The organism is Archangium primigenium (genome assembly GCF_016904885.1).
In the GTDB taxonomy this organism is placed as follows: Bacteria; Myxococcota; Myxococcia; order Myxococcales; family Myxococcaceae; genus Cystobacter; species Cystobacter primigenius.
Genome location: NZ_JADWYI010000001.1, coordinates 7647607 through 7665867, shown reverse-complemented (window position 1 = coordinate 7665867; position 18261 = coordinate 7647607). Strand labels below are relative to the sequence as shown.

15 protein-coding genes are annotated in these 18261 nt (G+C 70.7%); 4 read left to right on the top strand and 11 right to left on the bottom strand.

From position 1 onward, the window contains the following. Window positions 1-71 precede the first annotated feature (71 nt). Window positions 72-2291, bottom strand: coding sequence for a fascin domain-containing protein (locus I3V78_RS31500; protein WP_239576805.1), 2220 nt, complete (start codon window positions 2289-2291; stop codon window positions 72-74). 205 nt (window positions 2292-2496) lie between these two features. Here I3V78_RS31500 and I3V78_RS31495 point away from each other — a divergent pair, with 205 nt between their 5' ends. Both I3V78_RS31495 and I3V78_RS31490 read left to right on the top strand, forming a co-directional pair. Beyond that, the gene (locus I3V78_RS31495; RefSeq protein ID WP_204493329.1) at window positions 2497-3624 is read left to right on the top strand and encodes a hypothetical protein; all 1128 of its coding nucleotides are present in this window, start codon (window positions 2497-2499) and stop codon (window positions 3622-3624) included. Between the two features lie 9 nt (window positions 3625-3633). Then, window positions 3634-4770, top strand: coding sequence for a hypothetical protein (locus I3V78_RS31490; protein ID WP_204493327.1), 1137 nt, complete (start codon window positions 3634-3636; stop codon window positions 4768-4770). 7 nt (window positions 4771-4777) lie between these two features. On the opposite strand, the gene I3V78_RS31485 is transcribed toward I3V78_RS31490, so the two are convergent. From I3V78_RS31485 to I3V78_RS31450, 8 genes are all read right to left on the bottom strand, one after another. Then, window positions 4778-5680, bottom strand: coding sequence for an ABC transporter substrate-binding protein (locus I3V78_RS31485; protein WP_204493325.1), 903 nt, complete (start codon window positions 5678-5680; stop codon window positions 4778-4780). Between the two features lie 15 nt (window positions 5681-5695). Then, window positions 5696-5878, bottom strand: coding sequence for a hypothetical protein (locus tag I3V78_RS31480; RefSeq protein WP_204493323.1), 183 nt, complete (start codon window positions 5876-5878; stop codon window positions 5696-5698). Then, window positions 5878-6651: an ABC transporter permease gene (locus tag I3V78_RS31475; RefSeq protein WP_338023800.1), complete on the bottom strand. Its 774-nt coding sequence runs from the start codon at window positions 6649-6651 to the stop codon at window positions 5878-5880. The genes I3V78_RS31480 and I3V78_RS31475 overlap by 1 nt, the downstream gene beginning before the upstream one ends. 13 nt (window positions 6652-6664) lie before the next feature. Next, window positions 6665-7423 (bottom strand): ABC transporter ATP-binding protein, encoded by a 759-nt coding sequence (locus tag I3V78_RS31470; RefSeq protein WP_204493321.1) that lies wholly within the window; start codon window positions 7421-7423, stop codon window positions 6665-6667. Further along, the gene (locus I3V78_RS31465; RefSeq protein ID WP_239576803.1) at window positions 7420-8205 is read right to left on the bottom strand and encodes an ABC transporter permease; all 786 of its coding nucleotides are present in this window, start codon (window positions 8203-8205) and stop codon (window positions 7420-7422) included. The genes I3V78_RS31470 and I3V78_RS31465 overlap by 4 nt, the downstream gene beginning before the upstream one ends. Before the next feature lie 15 nt (window positions 8206-8220). After that, window positions 8221-9045, bottom strand: coding sequence for a tetratricopeptide repeat protein (locus I3V78_RS31460; RefSeq protein ID WP_204493318.1), 825 nt, complete (start codon window positions 9043-9045; stop codon window positions 8221-8223). Beyond that, window positions 9042-9572 (bottom strand): RNA polymerase sigma factor, encoded by a 531-nt coding sequence (locus I3V78_RS31455; protein ID WP_420840462.1) that lies wholly within the window; start codon window positions 9570-9572, stop codon window positions 9042-9044. The genes I3V78_RS31460 and I3V78_RS31455 overlap by 4 nt, the downstream gene beginning before the upstream one ends. Window positions 9573-9679: 107 nt before the next feature. Next, window positions 9680-10774 carry a hypothetical protein gene (locus I3V78_RS31450; protein ID WP_204493313.1) on the bottom strand — a complete coding sequence of 365 codons (1095 nt, stop codon included), beginning with the start codon at window positions 10772-10774 and terminating at the stop codon, window positions 9680-9682. Window positions 10775-10934: 160 nt separating this feature from the next. Between I3V78_RS31450 and I3V78_RS31445 the strand changes: the two genes are divergently transcribed. After that, window positions 10935-12230 (top strand): DUF7305 domain-containing protein, encoded by a 1296-nt coding sequence (locus tag I3V78_RS31445; protein ID WP_204493310.1) that lies wholly within the window; start codon window positions 10935-10937, stop codon window positions 12228-12230. A gap of 25 nt (window positions 12231-12255) precedes the next feature. On the opposite strand, the gene I3V78_RS31440 is transcribed toward I3V78_RS31445, so the two are convergent. After that, the gene (locus I3V78_RS31440; RefSeq protein ID WP_204493308.1) at window positions 12256-13362 is read right to left on the bottom strand and encodes a DNA alkylation repair protein; all 1107 of its coding nucleotides are present in this window, start codon (window positions 13360-13362) and stop codon (window positions 12256-12258) included. A gap of 185 nt (window positions 13363-13547) precedes the next feature. Here I3V78_RS31440 and I3V78_RS31435 point away from each other — a divergent pair, with 185 nt between their 5' ends. Continuing rightward, on the top strand, window positions 13548-16742 hold the full coding sequence (locus tag I3V78_RS31435; protein WP_204493306.1) for a glycosyl hydrolase: 3195 nt from the start codon (window positions 13548-13550) through the stop codon (window positions 16740-16742). Between the two features lie 13 nt (window positions 16743-16755). Here the strand turns inward: I3V78_RS31435 and I3V78_RS31430 are convergent, their stop codons facing one another. Further along, entirely contained in the window at window positions 16756-18114 is a 1359-nt protein-coding gene (locus tag I3V78_RS31430; protein WP_204493303.1) for a DUF2254 family protein, read from the bottom strand. Between the last annotated feature and the right edge of the window lie 147 nt (window positions 18115-18261).

The window sequence follows — 18261 nt, the reverse complement described above, 5'->3', positions numbered from 1 at the left end:
GGACAGTGAAACGCCGCCGGAACCCCGAGGGGCTCCGGCGGCGGCGTGCGGCACCCGCGGTGGGGCGGCGCTCAGTAGGACGACTTGGACACCATGTTCTGGTTGGTGACCGCGTTGCCCGTGCCGTTGATGATGTGGTTGATCGCCGCGCCGCCGGTGCTGCCGAGGAACACCGTGATCATGTGCTGGAACTTCACGTTCGCGTTCGAGGGCGTCTCGATGGCGTTCTCCAGGATGACGGGGTTCCAGAACACCGAGTAGATGCCGAGGCCGCGCGCGTCGTGGCTCGTCACCGAGTTGGCGACCTTGTACGAGGCGTAGCCCTTCACGCCGTCGTGCGTCCAGCTGGCCTGGTTGGGCACGTCGTAGGGGATCTCGGACTGGTAGAAGTAGACGCGGCCGCCGTTGCCGTTCCAGAGCGTCTGGTAGCCCTCGAAGTGCTCCACGAACAGGCCGTAGGCGGACACGTTGTCACCGTTGACGGTGATGCCGTTGATGCTCTTGTTCGTGTCCCAGCCCACCCCGCTGCCGTGGTCGGCGCGCCACAGCCAGATGTTGTCGAGCAGCACGTGGTTGCTGTTGACGGTGAGGCAGCTCGTCGCCTTGCCCACCGCCGCGCCACCCACCCGGCACGACACGTCGAAGAGCGCCGAGGGGTTGGCCGCGTGGCTGACCGAGTTCTTCGCGCTGCCCATGGTGATGAGCACGGGCGAGTTGGTGACGCCCGCGTCGAAGAGCACGCCCGCCACGGACACGCCATCCACGTCCGCGATGTTCATCGCCGCGGTGCCGTAGTCCGGAATGAGCGTGGCCAGACCCATGCCCAGGATGACGGTGTTGGGGTTGTTCACCTGGAGCGCGCCGGACAGGTGGTAGATGCCCGGGGTGATGAGCAGGTGCTTGCCGGCGCTCAGGGCCGCGTTGAGCGTGGTGGTGGTGTCCCGGTCCGCGCGGGCGATGTGGAACTGGTCGATGGACAGCACGGCGCCGGGCGTGGTGCCGGTGCTCCACGTGGTGCCCTTGCTGTTGGTGCGCAGGGAGGGAACCTTGACGGCGAACTTCCCGGCGTCGTCGACGAAGAGGTAGGGCTTCTCGCGGATGACCGGCGTGGTGTCCACGACGGTGTAGACCTGGTTGGGCCAGGTGCCCGACGGGGCCTGCTCATCGCCCACGAACACCATGTTCCAGTTCTGCCCCTGCCAGTTGTTCAGGCGGGTGTTGCGGGTGAGGAACTGCTGCTGGGTGCCCGAGTTGATGACGTTGTCGATCTGCGAGTCCGCGATGAACCCGCCGCTCGACCAGGCGTTGTTCCAGGCGCTGTCCCACAGGTTGATGGAGCCCTTCACGTGCACGCGGCGCATGGTGGTGGCCTGGGACACGGCCCACACCATCTTGTTGCCGTCCAGCGTCGGGACGACCGAGAGGTTCTCCATGCCGCGCCAGAAGTTCTGCGTGGCGTTGCCCTGGAACCAGTTGGCGTTGGTGCGCACCGAGCCGGTGATGGTCACGTTGTCGGGCGACTGCCCGAGCCCGATCGCGCTCATGTAGAAGCCGATCTGCACGTCCAGGTTGTAGGCGCCCGGCTTGAAGAAGTACGCGTAGCGCTCGTTGCCGAAGTGGTTCTTCTCCATCCGGTTGAAGACGGTGTTGAGCTGGCCTTGGATGGTCGCCATCGACATGGAGGGGTCGAAGACGAAGACGTTGGGGCCGAAGTCGGGATCCGTCCCGTTGCCGCCGCCGCTGCCCAGCACGCCCAGCGTGAAGGTCTCCCACTCGCGCGCCGAGGCGCCCGAGGCGTTCACGGTGCTTCCGCCCGCGTTGGTCGCCGAGACGTACTGGCCGGTGACCACCGTGCGCAGCGAGAACTTGTCCCCGGCACCGATGGCGCCCGTGCCGTTGAGCTTGGTGATGGTGAACTGCTCCCAGGACTGCGGCGAGGTCGCGGTGAAGCGGATGGCCCCGCCGCCGCCGTTGATCGCCGAGCCGTACTGGCCGCTGATGCTCTGCAGCGTCACCACGTCACCGCTGACGAGCGAGCCTCCGTTCGTGTCCGTGAGGGTGAACGTCTCCCAGTCCTGGGGCACGGTGCTGTAGGCCATGAGGTCCGCGCCGCCCCCCTTGTCCGCCACCAGGTAGTGGTTGGACCAGGTCTGCAGCGTGACCCGCAGGGTCGCCGCCGCGAGCGCCCGCTGCTCGGTGCCCACGTCCCGCGTCGCCGGCGCCGCCGTCTCCGCGGGCGTGCCGCAGCCCGAGCCGGTGGCCAGCAGCGTCAGCGTGGCCCAACCCAGCATCCGTGCGGGGCGGTTCGAGGGCGGGGGAGGGCGGTGGTCCGGTCTGACTCGGCGCATGGGGCTTCCTCGTGGGGTAAGGGGAACGGTCGAGCGCCTTAGTCCGTTTTCCTGTTTAGCGGCAAGAACTTATTAGTCCGGGAATTTGCCGATTAGCGGATTTCATGGGTTCAGGGGATACCGGGCGCGTCCGTGCTACAACCCCGGGGTGACTGTGACCCCCCGGTGGTTCGACGCCCTGAAGAAGGATCCCAAGGCCGCGGAGGTAGGAGTTCAGTGGTTCTCGCCCGCCGAATCCGAGGCGCGGCGCCGGGAGCTGCTCCAGGAGTACGACCCCCTCAGGGGGGGCGCGCGCCAGAATCTGTCGGAGGAGGCGTTCTCGGCCGCTCGGGCCCTGGCGAAGCGCTACCTGCCGGTGGGCCTGGGGCCGACGGCCACCGCGCGCCTGGGCCAGAAGACCCGCGCCTGGCTGCTGCTGGACCCGGAGTCCGCCCCCGAGCTGAAGGTCGCGCTGTCGCCGCTGCACGCCCCCTTCTTCTGGCTGCCCGCGGGGCAGTCCGTCGCCTCGCTCCAGGAGGCCCTCGCGCCCTACTTCCTCGCCTCGGCCCCCGCGGAGGAGACGCTGGTGCGCACCGAGCGGGGCCTCGTGGGCACGGGTGCGCGGGAGGGGTTGGATCTGCTCCAGCTCCACGCGCGCTACCAGGACTCGGCCTTCCTGGATGGCGTGGCCTGGGGCAGCGCCTATCCCCACGAGCCGGCGATGGACTCGCTGCCCCGGGGCGCCGCGGGACGGGTCCAGGCCCGTCGCTTCCTCGAGCAGTCGCCCACGCACCGGGCCACGTTCAGCTTCCGGTCGCTGCACTCGCGCTCGCTCCTCACCGCCGAGGCCCACGAGGGCGCCGTGGAGGGCGTCCGCCTCTTCATCGTCCGGCTGCGCTACCGCCCCGCCCAGCAGTCCGCGCTGATCCGCGCGCTCAACCAGCGCCTGGGCTCCACGTATCCGGAAGACCTTCCCATCGACCTGGCGGGCGCGCTCACGGGCCTGCCCTTCGACACGGAGGACACCGTGAGCCGGGCCCTCACCCCGGGCCTGTCCCCCGCGAGCCTGTCCTTCGCGCTGCTGTGCCTGGAGGGCCTCGCGGCGGACAACGCCTCGGCCGAGGCGCGCCTGCGGCCGTTCTCCGAGCACCCCGAGGGGCTCGTGCGGCAGCTCGTGGCCCACCTCGCGCTGCGTCGGGGCCTCTCGGGCCTGCTCGCGGACATGGCCGCCCGGGAGTCCCACCCCGAGCTCAAGCAGCGGCTCGCGGAGGCCGTCCGACGTCTCGCGTCCGATTAGGATGCGCCCATGACGAAGCGCATCCGGATCATCGAGGGCACGTGGAACTGCTCGTCGTGTGACACGAAGGGCATTGCCGCGCGGCACAAGCGCTGCCCCACCTGCAACAACCCCCGCGAGCTCACGGATGCGGAGTCCGAGTTCGACTTCGGGGAGACGGACGCGGCGACGGGCAAGTCCCGGCGGGAGGGCGTGACCGACGAGAAGGCCCTGGACATGGCGCGCGCGGGGGCGGACTGGTTCTGCGCCTACTGCGGCGCCTCCAATCGCGGGGACCACCCCCGGTGCAAGCAGTGCAAGGCCGAGCGCTCCCAGGACGCCCAGGCCCTGCGGGAGCGGGAGCTTCCGGGCCCGGCCCGCCCCGTCCCCGCCAAGAAAGGGCCCGTCTCCAAGGTCGTGTGGGTGCTCTTGGGCGGCCTGTTCCTGTGCTGCTTCGGCTCGATTGTCTACGGCGTGTGGATGACCCGCACCCAGGACTACGCCGGGGAGATCGTGGGCACCGAGTGGAAGCGCGCCGTCACCCAGGAGCGCTTCTCGCCGGTGACGAAGGAGGGGTGGCGGGACGAGCTGCGGCTCCAGCCCGCGCGCATGCCCGTCAACGGCACCGGGGAGATCGCGGGCGTGCAGAACCTCCGCGGCTGCGTGCAGAGCCGCCGGGGCAGCCGACAGGTGGCCGATGGCACCCACCGTGTCTGCCGGACGAAGACGCGCAAGAAGGCGTGCGGCACCGAGGAGAAGTGCCGCACCCGGGACAAGGGCAATGGCTTTCGCGAGGAGGTGTGCGAGGACATCACCCGCTACTGCGACGAGTCCTATGAGGACTGCAACGAGGAGACGCGCTACCGCGACGAGCCCATCTACGCCACGCGCTGCAGCTACGACACGTACCAGTGGAAGGACGTGGCGCGCCAGGAGACCGCGGGCAAGGACGGCGAGGCGCCGCGCTGGCCGGACCTCGCTCCGCGGCCTGAGGACCGGCTCCAGCGCGAGGAGCACTACACGCTGCGCATCACCTGGAAGAAGGGCGAGCCGCCGGTGAGCCACGAGCTCCAGACGGAGCAGGAGTTCCTCGCCTGGAAGAAGGGCCAGCCCGTGTCGGTTACGGTCACCAACGGGGGCGAGGTCAAGCAACTGCGCGCGCGCTGACGCGGGCTCAGTCGTCCGCCGCGTCCGGATCCCACCGGCCCGGCCCCACCGGGTAGTCCCAGGCCGTCTCGTGGGCGGCTCCCTCGGCGAAGCGCATGTCCACGTAGTCCTCGAAGGCCAGGGGCTTGTCGATGAGGTGGTGCTCGCGCATGAGCCGCAGCACCAGCTCGAAGTCGTCCCGGCGGGGGCTCAGCGGGTTGAAGCGCACGCGGTCCAGCGGCTGGGTGAGCGCCCACTTCAACAGCGAGGGCGGCTGGTTGTAGTAGTAGCGCCCCACGAACTCCGCCGCGTACTCTCGCTCGGACTTGCCCGCGTCCAGCCACAGCCCCGAGCGGGCGATGCCATCCACCAGCACCTGCACCGCCTCGGGCCGCCGCGCGATGACCTCGTCGCGCACCACCAGCACGCAGGACATGTAGTCCGGCCAGTACTCGCCGGCCTGGAAGAGCACCCGGCCATAGCCCCCCAGCTCCGCCTGCGACGGGAAGGGCTCGCCCATGACGAACCCGTCGATGGCGTTGGACGCGAGCGCGCCCGCCACGTCCGCGGGCGTCATCTCCACGACCCGCACGTCCTCCGGCGCGAGCCCGTTCTGATCCAACGCGCGCGACAACAGCAGCCGCTCGTCCGAGAAGCGGCTGGGCACGGCCATGGTCCTGCCCTTCAGGTCGGCCACCGCGCGCACGGGGCCGTCCTTCTTGACCACCGCCGCGCTGCCGTAGCGGTGACCGAGGTACACGATCTTGATGGGGACGCCCTGCGACCGCAGGGCCACGGCCAGGGGAGCGACCAGGAAGCCCGCCTGCACTCGATTGGAGATCAACGCCTCCTTGATCTCCGGGAACCCCTGGAACAGATGGGGGATGAACAGGTACTCATCGAGTGAGCGACGGGCGATGTAGTCGGTCACCGGACACGCGAGGTGTCAGGTGACGGGGATGTAGGCCACGTCGAGCCGACGCTCGCTCTCCGGCAGCAGGCCGTTGCGCACGCTGTCCCAGCGCACGTTGAAGGCCAGATGGAGCACGCTCACGATGAGGGTCCACAGGAGCACGCCGCCCAGGAGGGCGCGGGGGGACGAGCGGGTCCGAGGGTTCGAGGACGACATCAAGACTCCCGAGTGAAGGCCCACCGCACCGCGGGGACCCGTTCCAACCGGCGCATGGCCAGGTCCAGCACCAGACCGATACCGCCCATGAGTAGCATGCTCCCGACGACCAGGTCGTAGCGTTTGCCCGCGTTGCGCGCGTCGATGAGCAGGTAGCCCAGGCCCGAGTTCACGCCAATCATCTCCGCGGCGACCACCACCAGCCAGGCGACGCCCAGCGTGATGCGCAGCCCGGTGAGCACCGAGGGCAGGCTCGCCGGGAAGATGACGCGGCGGAGCAGGGCCCCCGGCCCCAGGCCCAGGTTGCGGCCCGCCCGGAGGTAGAGCACCGGCACGCGCTGCACGGCCTCGCGGGTGTACGCCACGATGGGAAAGAGCGACGCCAGGAAGATGAGGAACACGGTGGCCGCCTGCTCCACGCCGAACAGGAGGATGGCCACGGGGCTCCAGGCCAGCGGGCTGATGGGGCGCAGCAACTGGGTGACCGGACCGGCCATGCGCGCGCTGGGCGCGTGCAGGCCCATCACTAGGCCCGTGGGCACGCCGAGCACCACCGCGAGCGTGTAGCCCGCCAGCACCCGCCCGAGCGAGTCCCGCGCATGGGTCAGCAGCCGCCCCCGCACGGCCAGCTCCTCCAGGCCGAGCAGCACCTGCGCGGGCGTGGGGATGACGGTCGTCCGGGTGAGCTTCACGCTCGCGTGCCAGACGAGCAGCAGCAGCACGCCCACGGCGGCGGGCGGAAGGAGCGCGCGGAGTCCTCGCGGGAGCGTCACGGCCAGCCTCTCCTCAAATCCGGTGCGCCAGGCCGAGCTCGTCGAGCAGCTGGCGGTGGTGCTGGAGGTACTCCGGGGACGTGAGATCCCTCGGGTGGGGCATGGCGATGTCCAGGCTCCGTTGGAGCCGGCCCGGCGGCGCCGACAGCACCAGCACGCGGTCCGCCAACTGGAGCGCCTCGTCGAGGTCGTGGGTCACCAGGACGACGGTCTTCTTCTCGGCGGTCCACAGCCGCAGCAGCTCCTGGCGCAGGGTGTAGCGGGTGATGGCGTCCAGCGCGCTGAAGGCCTCGTCGAGCAGGAGCATGTCCGGATTGACCGCCAGGGCCCGCGCCACCTCGAGCCGCTGCTTCATGCCGCCGGAAAGCTCCGCGGGGTAGGCCCGGGCGGAGCCCTCGAGCCCCACCAGCTTCAGGTAGTGCGCGACCCGCTCCCGCCGCCAGGCCTCGGGCCGGTCGGCCAGTCCGAAGCCGATGTTCTCCTCCACCGTGAGCCACGGAAACACGCCGCGCTCCTGGGTCACGAGGATGCGCCGGGGGTCGGGCCGGGTGACGGGTTGTCCGTCGATGAGCACCTCGCCCTCGGTGGGCTTCAAGAAGCCGCCGATGACGTGCAGCAGCGTGGACTTGCCACACCCCGTGGGGCCCAGCAGGCAGAGCACCTCGCCCTCGTGGCAGTCGAAGTCCACCGGGGCGAGCACCCGCCGCGCCTGGCCCTCCACGGCATAGGACACCGAGACCCCCCGCACGCGCAGCTTGAGGGGGCGACTCATGGCTCCTCCGCGCCGAGCAGCTCGCGCCGGGACAGCACCTGGCGGGCCCCGCGCGCCATCACCTGATCGAGCGCCAGGCCGGTGAGGCCGATGAAGAGCATGCCCGCGACCACGAGGTCGTACCGGTTGCCCGCGTTGCGGGAGTCCACGATGAGGTAGCCCAGTCCAGAGTTCACGGCGAGCATCTCCGCGGCCACCACGACGAGCCAGGAAATCCCCAGCGTCAGGCGCATGCCGGAGAGCAACTCGGGCAGGGCCGCGGGCAGGAGGATGCGCAGGAAGAGCCGGGGGGTGCTCAAGCCGAAGTTGCGCCCGGCGTTCACGTAGACCGCGGGCACGTGGCGCACGGCGTTCATCGCGGCCAGGGTGAGCGGCGGCGCGGAGGCGATGAAGATGATGAAGACGGAGGACAGGTCCCCCACGCCCCACCAGAGGATGGACAGGGGCAGCCACGCCAGGGGGCTGATGGGCCGCAGCAGGTGGACATAGGGCGCGAGGGCGCGGCTCGCGCGTCCGCTCCAGCCCAGGAGGAAGCCCACCGGCAGGGCCACGCCCACCGCGAGCAGGAAGCCCCAGGTCACCCGGAACAGCGAGGCGATGATGTGCTTGAACAGCACGCCCCGGTGCAGGAGTTCCCCCACCCCGAGCAGTACCTGGGCGGGACGCGGCAGCCAGCGCACCTGGGTGAGCACCAGCGCCACGTCCCAGAGGACCACGCACAGCACGAGCCCCAGCCAGGGCTCGGCTCCGCGTCGAATCCGGTGGAGGAGGCCCGGCGGCATGGGCCCCACGCTACTTCATTTGTTCTCGGTGGCCAGCGCGCTCAACCGGCGTCGGGCCCCCTCGGCGCGCAGGGAGTCCGGGTGCGCGGCGAGGAAGTCCTCCAGGGCCCGCGCCTCCTGGGTCGGGTCTCCGAGCGCCCGCCAGGCCCGGGCCACGCCGTGGCGGGCCTCCTCGCTCAACGCGCCCCGGGCCCGCAGGCGCAGGGCCTGCTGGTACTGGCGCAGGCCGCCGCGGGCATCGTCCAGGTGCTCCACGCGCAGGCCTCCGGAGGCCACCAGCGCCACATAGGCGGACTCCGAGCCGGGCGAGGCCTGGATGACCCGCAGGTAGAGCGTCTCGGCGGCCCGCCACTGGCCCTGGGCCCGGCGCTCGTTGGCCCGGCGCAGCAGATCCTCGGGCTCGGCGGCGGCGCGGGGCGCCGGGACGGGCTCGGGCTCGGGCGTCACGGCCACGGGCGGCACGGGCTCGGGGGTCACGGCCACGGGCGGGGCGGGTTCGGGCGGCGGGGGGACGGGGAGGGCCTCGGCCACGGGGGGCGGAGGCGCGACGCGGGGCGGCTCCTGCCGACCTCGCCACACGCCCACGGCCACCACGGCCCCCACCACCGCCACGCCCGCGCCCATCACCCAGACGCTCCGCGGCACCCGCGCGCGAACGGGCGGGGGCGCTGGAGCCAGCGCGGGGGCCGGTGCCGGCGCCACGGGAAACGCACCCGCGAGGGCACCCTGAATCAGCGCCGCGGCCTTCTCGGGCGACAGGCTCGGGGCGGGCCCGGGCAGGTCATCCAGGGGCGCGAGCAGATCGAACGGCTCCTCGTGCTCGTCGGGGGGTGGCGTCATGGACTGCCCTTTCCTCGGCCCGGTGTTCCTTCATAGAGGGCCCGGAGGTTCGCCCGGCCGATGCGCAGCCGGCTGCGAACCGTTTCGAGCGGAATGCCGAGCTCCTCGGTGATCTCCGGCACGCTCAAGCCCAACACGTGATGCAGCACCAGCACCTGCCGGTGCTCGTCCGACAAGGCGTCCAACAGTCGCACCATGTCCCGGCGGAAGACATAGGCCTCGGGGGTGGCGTCGGTGGAGGGCACCGACTCCCCGAGGTCGTCGTCTTCTTCCTCGACCGGGCTCGGGGCCGCGCGGGCCTTGCGCAGGTGGGCGAAGGTCGTGTGTGCCACCACCCGGTCCACCCAGGACTTGAAGGTGCCCTCGCCCCGCCAACCGGGCAGGCCCCTCAAGATGGCCATCAAGGCGTCCTGGGCGATGTCGTCCACGTCCTGATCTCCCCGGCGCAGGTAGCGCACGAGATTGCGAACACGCGGCAAGAGCTCCGCCAACAACGACTCGGCCGCGCGCCGATCCCCCGCGAGGATGGCCGCGATCCGTCCATCTTCGGTGGGGAGTGACAGGCGTTCTCCCGGTGGACTTCCCTCATTCCTGGGCAGGGATGCAGGCCGGGGCGATTTCGGGTCAGTGACATTCATCGCACGTCCAGAATGATCGCCAGCCCCAGGCGGGGCTGCACCACCCACAGTTGGTTGCGCACCAACGATGCCCCCTGCTGCTGGTAGACAAGGGTGGGCACGCCCGCCAGCACGTCGGCCCCCAGGGTGCCCTCCAGCCCCACGCGTCCCACCCGCCAGCGCGCGGACACTTCCGGACCCGCGAAGGGCGCCAGGGTCAGCCGGGACGGCGTCGGCTCGAACTCGGGGTTCAGGACCTCGGTGCGGCGATGGAAGCCAGCCACCCCCGCCCCCAGGCCCGCGCCCAGCCGCCAGCGCTCCGTGGCGTGCACGGTCAGGTCCAGCCCCACCCCCACCGCGTGGCGGGCCAGGGACACCTGGGTATAGGCGTCGGTGAGCCGGGCCGGGAGGCTCGCCACGCCCCAGGCCCGGGCCCGCCAGCGGGTGCCTTCCCACGCGCCGCCCACCTGCAACCCCTGCTGGCCCGGCGGGCTGTGTCCGTCCACCGCGGCCAGCCAACCCAGGCCCAGGCGCCAGGTTCCCTCGCTCGGGGGGGGAGGGGAGACGGGGGGCGCGGGGGGCTCGACGAAGACGTCGGTGTCGGCGCGCACGCGGGAGGCCAGCGCCTCCGGCCGCCGGAGGGGCCAGGTGAACCCGCCCACGACGGCCTCCCCCACGGGGATGCCCTCCAGCAGGGCGCTCAGCGCGGAGCGGACGACCAGGGCGGCGGCCTCGGCCGAGGCGGATCGGGCCGCGCGTCCCCGCCGCGTCTCCACGGGAATGCTCCGCACGAGCAGGCGCTGGGAGGTCGGATCCGCCAGATGCACGGAGATCTCCCCCTCGGTGATCTGGAACCAGATGGCCACCCGGGCGGAATGGGCCCGGGCCAACTCCAGGGCCGCGCGCCACTGCTCTGGCGCGGACTCCCCCGGAGGCGGCGCCGACTCGGTGCGCAGGGTCACGGGCAGGTCGCTGAGCTGGCCGCGCACGCGGCTGGCCAGGGACTCGTCCTCCGGGGAGGTGACCCGCAGCACGGCCGTCCAGGCGCCCTCGGACGCCACGGCCGAGAGCGGGGCCCCCCACAGACACAGGACGAGGAGGAATCGGGACATGCTCATCCAGGGGGCGCTCACGCTGGCGGCGGACCCTAGCACGGGCTATCCGGGTCTGACGGGAGTCCCCGCCACGTGCCCGGGCGGTTTTCGTGCCATGACCCGAAACGGGCCCCTGGCGGCTCTGTCGCCCCAAATGACCTCATTGGAGCTTCTGCCCATGCGCTGGATTCCTGGAGTGCCGCTGCTTGTCTTCGTGCTGGGGGGCTGCTCCGTGATGGATCCGGTGGGCGCCTGGCGACCGATGGAGAAGGACGCGGGCTCCCTCGTGGACGCGGGCGAGGCACCGGACGCGGGCGAGGCACCGGACGCGGGTGGCGTGCCGGACGCGGGCGGGAGCAATGCCCGGCTCGACTTCTGCGCGCGGCCTGGACCGCTGTGGCTGCTGAATGACCCGGCGGGGTCCTCGGAGATCTGCGGCGCGCGCCTGGCGTTCGCCGCCTTCGAGCATGGCGTGTCCACCTGCCTGGACCTGGAGGCCAACGCCCGCCTCACCGTCGACACCCTGGGCCAGACGGGTGGCACGAGCGCCCCGGTGCGCGTGACGCGCCAGCTCCTCATCAATGCCCGGATGAGCGTCGCCGGACCGCTGACCGTGGCGAGCACCGATGGCATCGAGCTCGGGGGCTCCCTGGACGTGAATGGCGAGCTGCGGACGGCGGGCTCCCTCTTGCGCTCGGTGACCTCGGCCTCGATGCCCTCCGACGTCACGGTGGGCGCCTCCGCCTATATCGGAGGGGACGTCCGCCTCCGCTCGCTGTCCATCCCGGCGGGCGGAGCGCTGAACCTGCCCTCTGGAAAGGTGCTCGCCGTGGATGGGGGCTCGTTCCAGGTGAACCGGGGGCCGGTGCCGCAGATCGCTCCGTCCTGGGCCTGTGCCGCCCTGGCCGAGGTGGACGACGTGGAAAACCTCGTGGCGAACCACGCGAGCCTCAACCACAACGCCCTGCGGGATCCCCTGCCGCCCCTGTCTCCGGAGGCGCTCGTGGACTTCTCGGGGGACGCGCCCACGGTGGAGCTGCCGTGTGGGCGCTTCTACCTGGCGGCCATCCGGGGCACGGGCCTGGCCCGCATCCAGGTGCGCGGGCGGGCGGCGCTGTTCGTGGGGGGAGACGTGGACGTCGGCCGTCTGGAGATCTCCCTGGACGCGGGCGCGGAGCTGGACCTCTTCATCACGGGCGGGCTGCTCGCGCGCCAGCGGCTCGCCCTCGGGGACCCCGCGGAGCCCTGGCGCCTGCGGGTCTACGTGGGCGGGGACTTCAGCGAGCTGCCGCCGGACAACGCCCTGGCGGGCCAGTTCTTCGCGCCACGGGCCCGTTTGAGCCAGAGCCCGGACGTGGACCTGCGGGGCGCGCTCCTGGTCGAGAGCCTGATCAGCTCGGGGAACCTGGGCGTGCACTACGACCCGAGGGTGCGCGAGCTGGTGAACGCGTGTGTCACGCCCCCGCGCGACTGAGCGGGGCGCCCCCGCGGGTCCGGCGTCAGTCCTCCAGGTCGAAGAAGCTCCGGGCGAGCCGCTCGCCATTGACCAGCAGATCGACCTCGTGTCGGCCCGCGTAGTGGGTGCGGGTGCTGAAGTCGCGGATGCGCTGCCGGCGGCTCAAGGACTCCACGGCCCCGGGGGCGAGCGTCAGCGTCTTCCACTTGAAGACCTTGGCCGAGGTGGTGCCGGACTTCTTCACGTAGTGCACCGCGTAGTCCACCACCAGGCGCTGGGGCGTGTCCGAGGTCGACTCCAGCCGGACGGACAGCGTGAGCTGATCGCCCCGCCGGAGCGTGCGGGGCGAGACCGTCAGCCCCTGGAGGCGCACCTGAGCCCGGGCGCCCGCGCCCAGGAGCGCCAGGGCGCGCGCATCCCCCTTCTTGACGAGGTTGCGCAGGGCATGGCGGGCGATCCAGGCGGTGGCGGGCTGCTCGAGCGGCCATTGCCCGAGCCGGTCGAGCACCCAGCCAGGGTCCACCTTGGTGATGTCGTTGAGGTGGTTGGCCACGGACTTGCGGACATACGGGCTGGGGTCGGCCCGCAGGTTCTCCAGGATGGGGAGGGCCCGGGAGGGGTCGGCGCGCAGGGCGTCGATGCGGGTGGCCCAGGGCAGCAGGGGTCGGCAGCCCTCGCTGGCCAGGCGCCGCACGTGGTCATCCGGATCCCTCGACCACTGCTCCATCACCCGCAGGGTGCGCGCGAGATCCTTCTGGAGGAAGGGCCGCACCCCGAACTCCGACGAGCCGAACGGGGTGAAGAACCGCAGGGCCTCCAGGGACAGCTCGAAGTGCCGCTCGCCATACAGGGCCACGTAGTCGGGCAGCACCAGGGTCACGAACCGGTGCTCCAGCCGGGGCGCGAGCCGCCGCAGGATGTCCACCGCCGTGGGGAAGTCCTCGGGCAGGGTGGCGTGGAGCGTCTCCGTCACCCGCCGCAGCCGCTGCATGAGCGACAGCGCCTCCAACTCGCGTGAGGCCTCCTTCAGGAACCGTCGGGCGTCGAAGGACGGATGGACGGCGGCCGTCTGCGCGGCGATGTGCCGGAGCCGCGCGAGGTCGAAGATGTCCTTGAGGGCGGGGGCGGGCGGAGGGGCGGGAGCGGTCATGGACGGGCGGGCAGGTGGGCCTGCATCTCTCATCCTCCCACGGCCATGTCGCGGCGGCGGTGAAACCCAAGGGGCCCCTATTTTCAGTCCTTCAATGAATTGACGGGATGACTGAATATCCTTGATTAAAATCAATCAGCTCCTAGGGTCGGGCGAAACCCATACCCCGTGCCCGGAGATTGAGCATGTCCTCGATCCACCCCCGCTCGCGCCAGACGTCGCGGGCATTCAGGAGGGCGGCGTATGTGCTGCCCCTCCTGTCTGCCTTCATCGGCTGGAGCGCCCAGGCGGCCTCCTCGTTGTTGTCTTTGAAGCGGCCCGCGTATGCCTCCTCGTCGGAGGGCAACAACGCGGCGGAACTGGCGGTGGATGGCACCACGGGGGCGCGGTGGGCGAGCGCCTGGGGCGTCGATCCGCAGTGGCTCTACGTGGACCTGGGCGCCTCGGCGCAGATCGATCGCGTCAAGATTCAGTGGGAGGGCGCCTACGCCAAGGCCTACAAGGTCCAGGTCTCCCAGAACGAGCTGGATTGGACGGACCTCTCTTCCACGACGGCGGGGGATGGCGGGGTGGACGACCTCACGGTGGCGGGCACGGGCCGCTACGTGCGGGTGTACGGCACCCAGCGCGCCCTGAGTGCCTATGGCTATTCCATCCTGGAGCTGGAGGTGTACGGCACGGGAGGCGTGAACACACCGCCGTTGCAGTACGGCCCCAACGTGGCGCTGAACCGGCCCGCCAGCGCCTCGTCCCTGGAGGGGGCCCTGGGCGCGGGCAACGCGGTGGATGGCAATGGCGCGACTCGCTGGTCCTCGGCGCCCACGGACAATGAATGGCTGAGCGTGGATCTGGGCAGCACGCGGACCCTCGGCCGGGTGGTCTTGAATTGGGAGGCGGCGGCGGGGCGGGTCTTCGACCTCCAGGTGTCCACCAATGGCACGCAATGGACGCCGGTCTACCGGGAGCTCCGGGGCGCGGGGGGCAAGCAGGACATCCCCCTGTACACCTCGGGCCGGTACGTGCGGATGCAGGGGTATGGCCGGGCCTCGGGCTTCGGGTATTCGCTGTTCGAGTTCGAGGTCTACGACTACGTCACGGGCCACCCGAAACCCACCTACACGATTCCCGCCCTGCCCACGCCCTCCACGGTGCAGGTGGGGCAGGGCGGCTACCTGACCAACGACTACAAGATGCCGCAGCCGCGCTACCCGACGTACCGGGCCGATTCGGTGAAGGCGCCGCTGCCCTCCAATGACTGGTGGCAGTCGTTGTTCATCAAGCCCCTGGGCGATGCCCTCATCACCCTGCCGCTCAAGTCCCGCTTCACCAGCCAGGGCCTGGCCATCCAGAGCCCGGGCACGGGGTGGATCAACGGGGACCGGTCCGCGGTGAACGCGGACGGCGAGCCGGACCTGTTCCTCATGTCCAACGCCATCGACACCTCGAAGATGGCCAACCGGGTGACGGGCTACGGGGACTGGTCGGTGGACTCGGTGCTCAGCGACGACGCCACCGACAAGTTCAAGGTGACGTTCGTCAAGGGCTCGCCCTACCTCTTCACCCAGTTCAGCGACCCGACCTCCGTGGAGCTCTACTCCGCGCGCATCACCCAGCTCTTCGATGACCGGGGCACGGCCCTGCTCACGACGGACGGCGCCACGGTGACGACCGATCGGGTGGGCGTGAAGGTGGTGACGCCGGATGGCGGCGGGACGCTCCAGACGCGCTTCTACGGGCTCTTCGCGCCCGCGGGCACGGTGTTCAAGAAGGTGGGCCCGAAGTTGAAGATCCAGCTCGGCGGGGGCCAGGGCTATCTGTCCGTGGCGGCCCTGCCCGCGGCGGGCGACCTGGGCTTCTTCCACCAGCACGCGTATGCCTTCGTGACGGGCTCGCGCGTGGGGTACGTCTTCGACCCGGCCACCGCCCTGGTCACCACCACCTTCACCCTCACCACCCAGCTCAAGCGCACGGGCTTCTCGGACCAGACGCTGGCGGCGCTCTTTCCCCACCAGTGGAAGAGCACGCTGTCGCCGCTCACCGCGCTGACGTACCCCTCGGTGCGCGGCACGCTCAAGGTGCGCGAGGGCAACACCTTCGTGACCACCCAGCGCTTCCAGGGCATCGTCCCCCAGTTCCCCGAGCCGACCAACCCCGAGTACTCCCGGGCCCTGCTCAGCCAGTACCTGGTGACGCTGGAGCGCGAGACGTCGGCCAACCTGATGGGGGCGGATGCCTACTGGCAGGGCAAGTCCTTGCATCCCCTGGCCATGGGCGCGCTGACGGCGGACAAGATTGGCGACACGACCTACCGCGAGCTGTTCCTGTCGCGCATGCGCACCATCCTGACGAACTGGTACACCCACACGTCGGGCGAGCCGGATTACTTCTTCTATTACAACCCGGACTGGGGAACCCTGTACTACCGCGTGAGCGAGTTCGGGGCGAACACCGGCATCACGGACCACCACTTCACCTACGGCTACTTCGTCTTCGCCTCGGCGGTGCTCGCCACGTACGACGCGAACTTCCGCTCGCAGTACGGCGCCATGGTGGAGCACCTCATCCGGGACTACGCCAACCCGTCCCGCACGGATGCGCTCTACCCGTTCTTCCGCAACTTCGACCCCTACGAGGGCCACTCCTGGGCCGGCGGCTACGCGGACAACGCCAACGGCAACAACCAGGAGGCCGCGGGCGAGGCGCTCTTCGGCTGGGTGGGCCAGTACCTGTGGGGCGTGCTCACCGGGAACACGGCCTACCGGGACGCGGGCATCTACGGCTTCACCACGGAGCTCAAGGCGGTGGAGCAGTACTGGTTCAACTACGACGGGGACAACTGGGTGCCCCAGTGGACGCACAAGACGGTGGGCCAGGTGTACGGCTCGTCGAACTTCTACGGCACCTTCTTCAGCGGCGCGCCGGTGCACATCTACGGCATCCACTGGCTGCCGACCTCCGAGTACCTCACCAGCTACGGCTTCAACCCCGCCCGGGCGGCGAGCCTCTACAACGGCTTCGTCACCGACAACGGCGGGCCGGAGACCTCGTGGCAGCACGTGGTGTGGCCCCTCCAGTCCCTGAGCGATCCCCAGGCGGTGCTGGCCAAGTGGAACGCCACCCCGGTGCAGAAGAACGAGCTGTTCAACACCTACTGGTTCGTCCACAACCTGGCGAGCCTGGGCCAGCGCTCCGCGGATGTCTGGGCCACGGGCGGGGCGAGCGCCTCGGTGTACAAGAAGGGCGGCACGTACTCCGCCCTGGTGTGGAACCCCACCGCGAGCGCCGTGACGGTGACCTTCAAGAACGCCTCGGGCACCACGGGCAGCGCGTCCGTGCCGGCCCGCGCCCTGGTGCGCGTGGACCCCCTGCGCAACAACTGAGCCTCCCGGGGACTCAGGGCCGGGGCGGCAGCAGCGCCTCGGCCCTGGGCGCGCCCGGCAGATCGAGCTGGGCCAGACACGGCTCGAGGGCCGCTCGGACCTGGGCCCGGTCGTGGTCGAACGGGAGCGTGCGGTCGGCCACCTCCGCCACGCGCTGGGCCTGTCCGAGCAGCACCCGGCGCCGCGCGGGGTCACCGGTCTGCCGCGCGGCGTGGGTGAAGGCGCGCAGCAGGGACACCTGCACGGCCACGTTCTCCCCGGCGCACAGGCGGATCTGATCGAAGCACAGGCCCACGAGCCCCTCGAACGAGCGGCCCTTCGCGATGACCCGCAGGGTGCCATCCTGGGCGCGCAGCTGCTCCGGAATGTTCCGTCGGGTGATGCACTCGAGGACCGCCCCGAGGTAGTCCACGCACATGACCCCCGTGGTGGTGTCGTTCACCCCGGCCGACAACGCCTTGAGTCCGATGTCCACGAGTTGCCGCACCCCGAACGCGGGGTCCTGCTGCACCGTGCGCGAGCCGCCCACGCCGAAGGCGCCGCGCAGGCCGCGCAGCAAGGCCTCGTCCAGGGGCTTCACCCGGGCGATGGTGCAGAGCACGCCGTGTCGGGTGACGAACCCGCCGACGTCCACCTCCATGCGCACCACCGTGTCGTTCCGGGTGGCGAGGTCCAGCAAGGCCTGTTCATCCACGCTGCGCACGTAGCCCGTGCGGTCGGCGGTGATGGCGTGCCAGACGGTGCCCGGCGCCTCGGCCTTCTGGGGAATCTCCGTGCCGGGGCGCGCGGGCTGACCCATCTCCTGGGGAAACCACGTGGCCAGGGCCGCGAGCGTCTCGTGGGTCACCCGCTCGAGGATGGTCGCCGCCTGGATGGAGGAGGCGATGTGGTGGATGAAGAAGATGAGCACGCCGATGCTGACCAGGGCGAGCACCAGCCCCGCCATCACCGCGATGGCGGGGATGAACTCCCGGCCCTCGTCGCCGCCGCGGATGGTGCGCAGCACGACGAGGCAGTAGGCGAACAGCCCGACGAAGTAGCCCAGGACGAACTGGTTGTACCGGTCGCGCATGAAGTTGCGGATGAGGCGCGAGGTGTACTGCGACGACGCCGTGGCGAGCGTGGAGATGGTGAGCGAGAAGGTGAGGCTGGCCACGGTCATCATCGAGCCCGCGATGGCCGAGAGCATGCCGCGCGCGCCCTCCGCGCCCACGCCGAAGAACAGGGGATGGTCCTCGGTCCAGTCGTGGCCGATCACGACGTCGAGCGCCGTCAGCGCCACGGCCAGCAGGACGGACACGACCACCATCGTGCCGGGGATGAACCACAGGGTGGAGCTGAGCCAGAGCCAGAAGTCGCGGAGCCGATTCACCCGCCTACCCTAGGGGTCTCCGCGCCCTCCGGGGATGCGCCACGGGGCCCTCGTGTCCATTGTCGGGTGAGCACGTGTACCAGGAGACAATGTCCGAGAGGACAGTGCCGCCGTGCCGCTTCCCATGCCCCACGGCCAGGCGAGCGA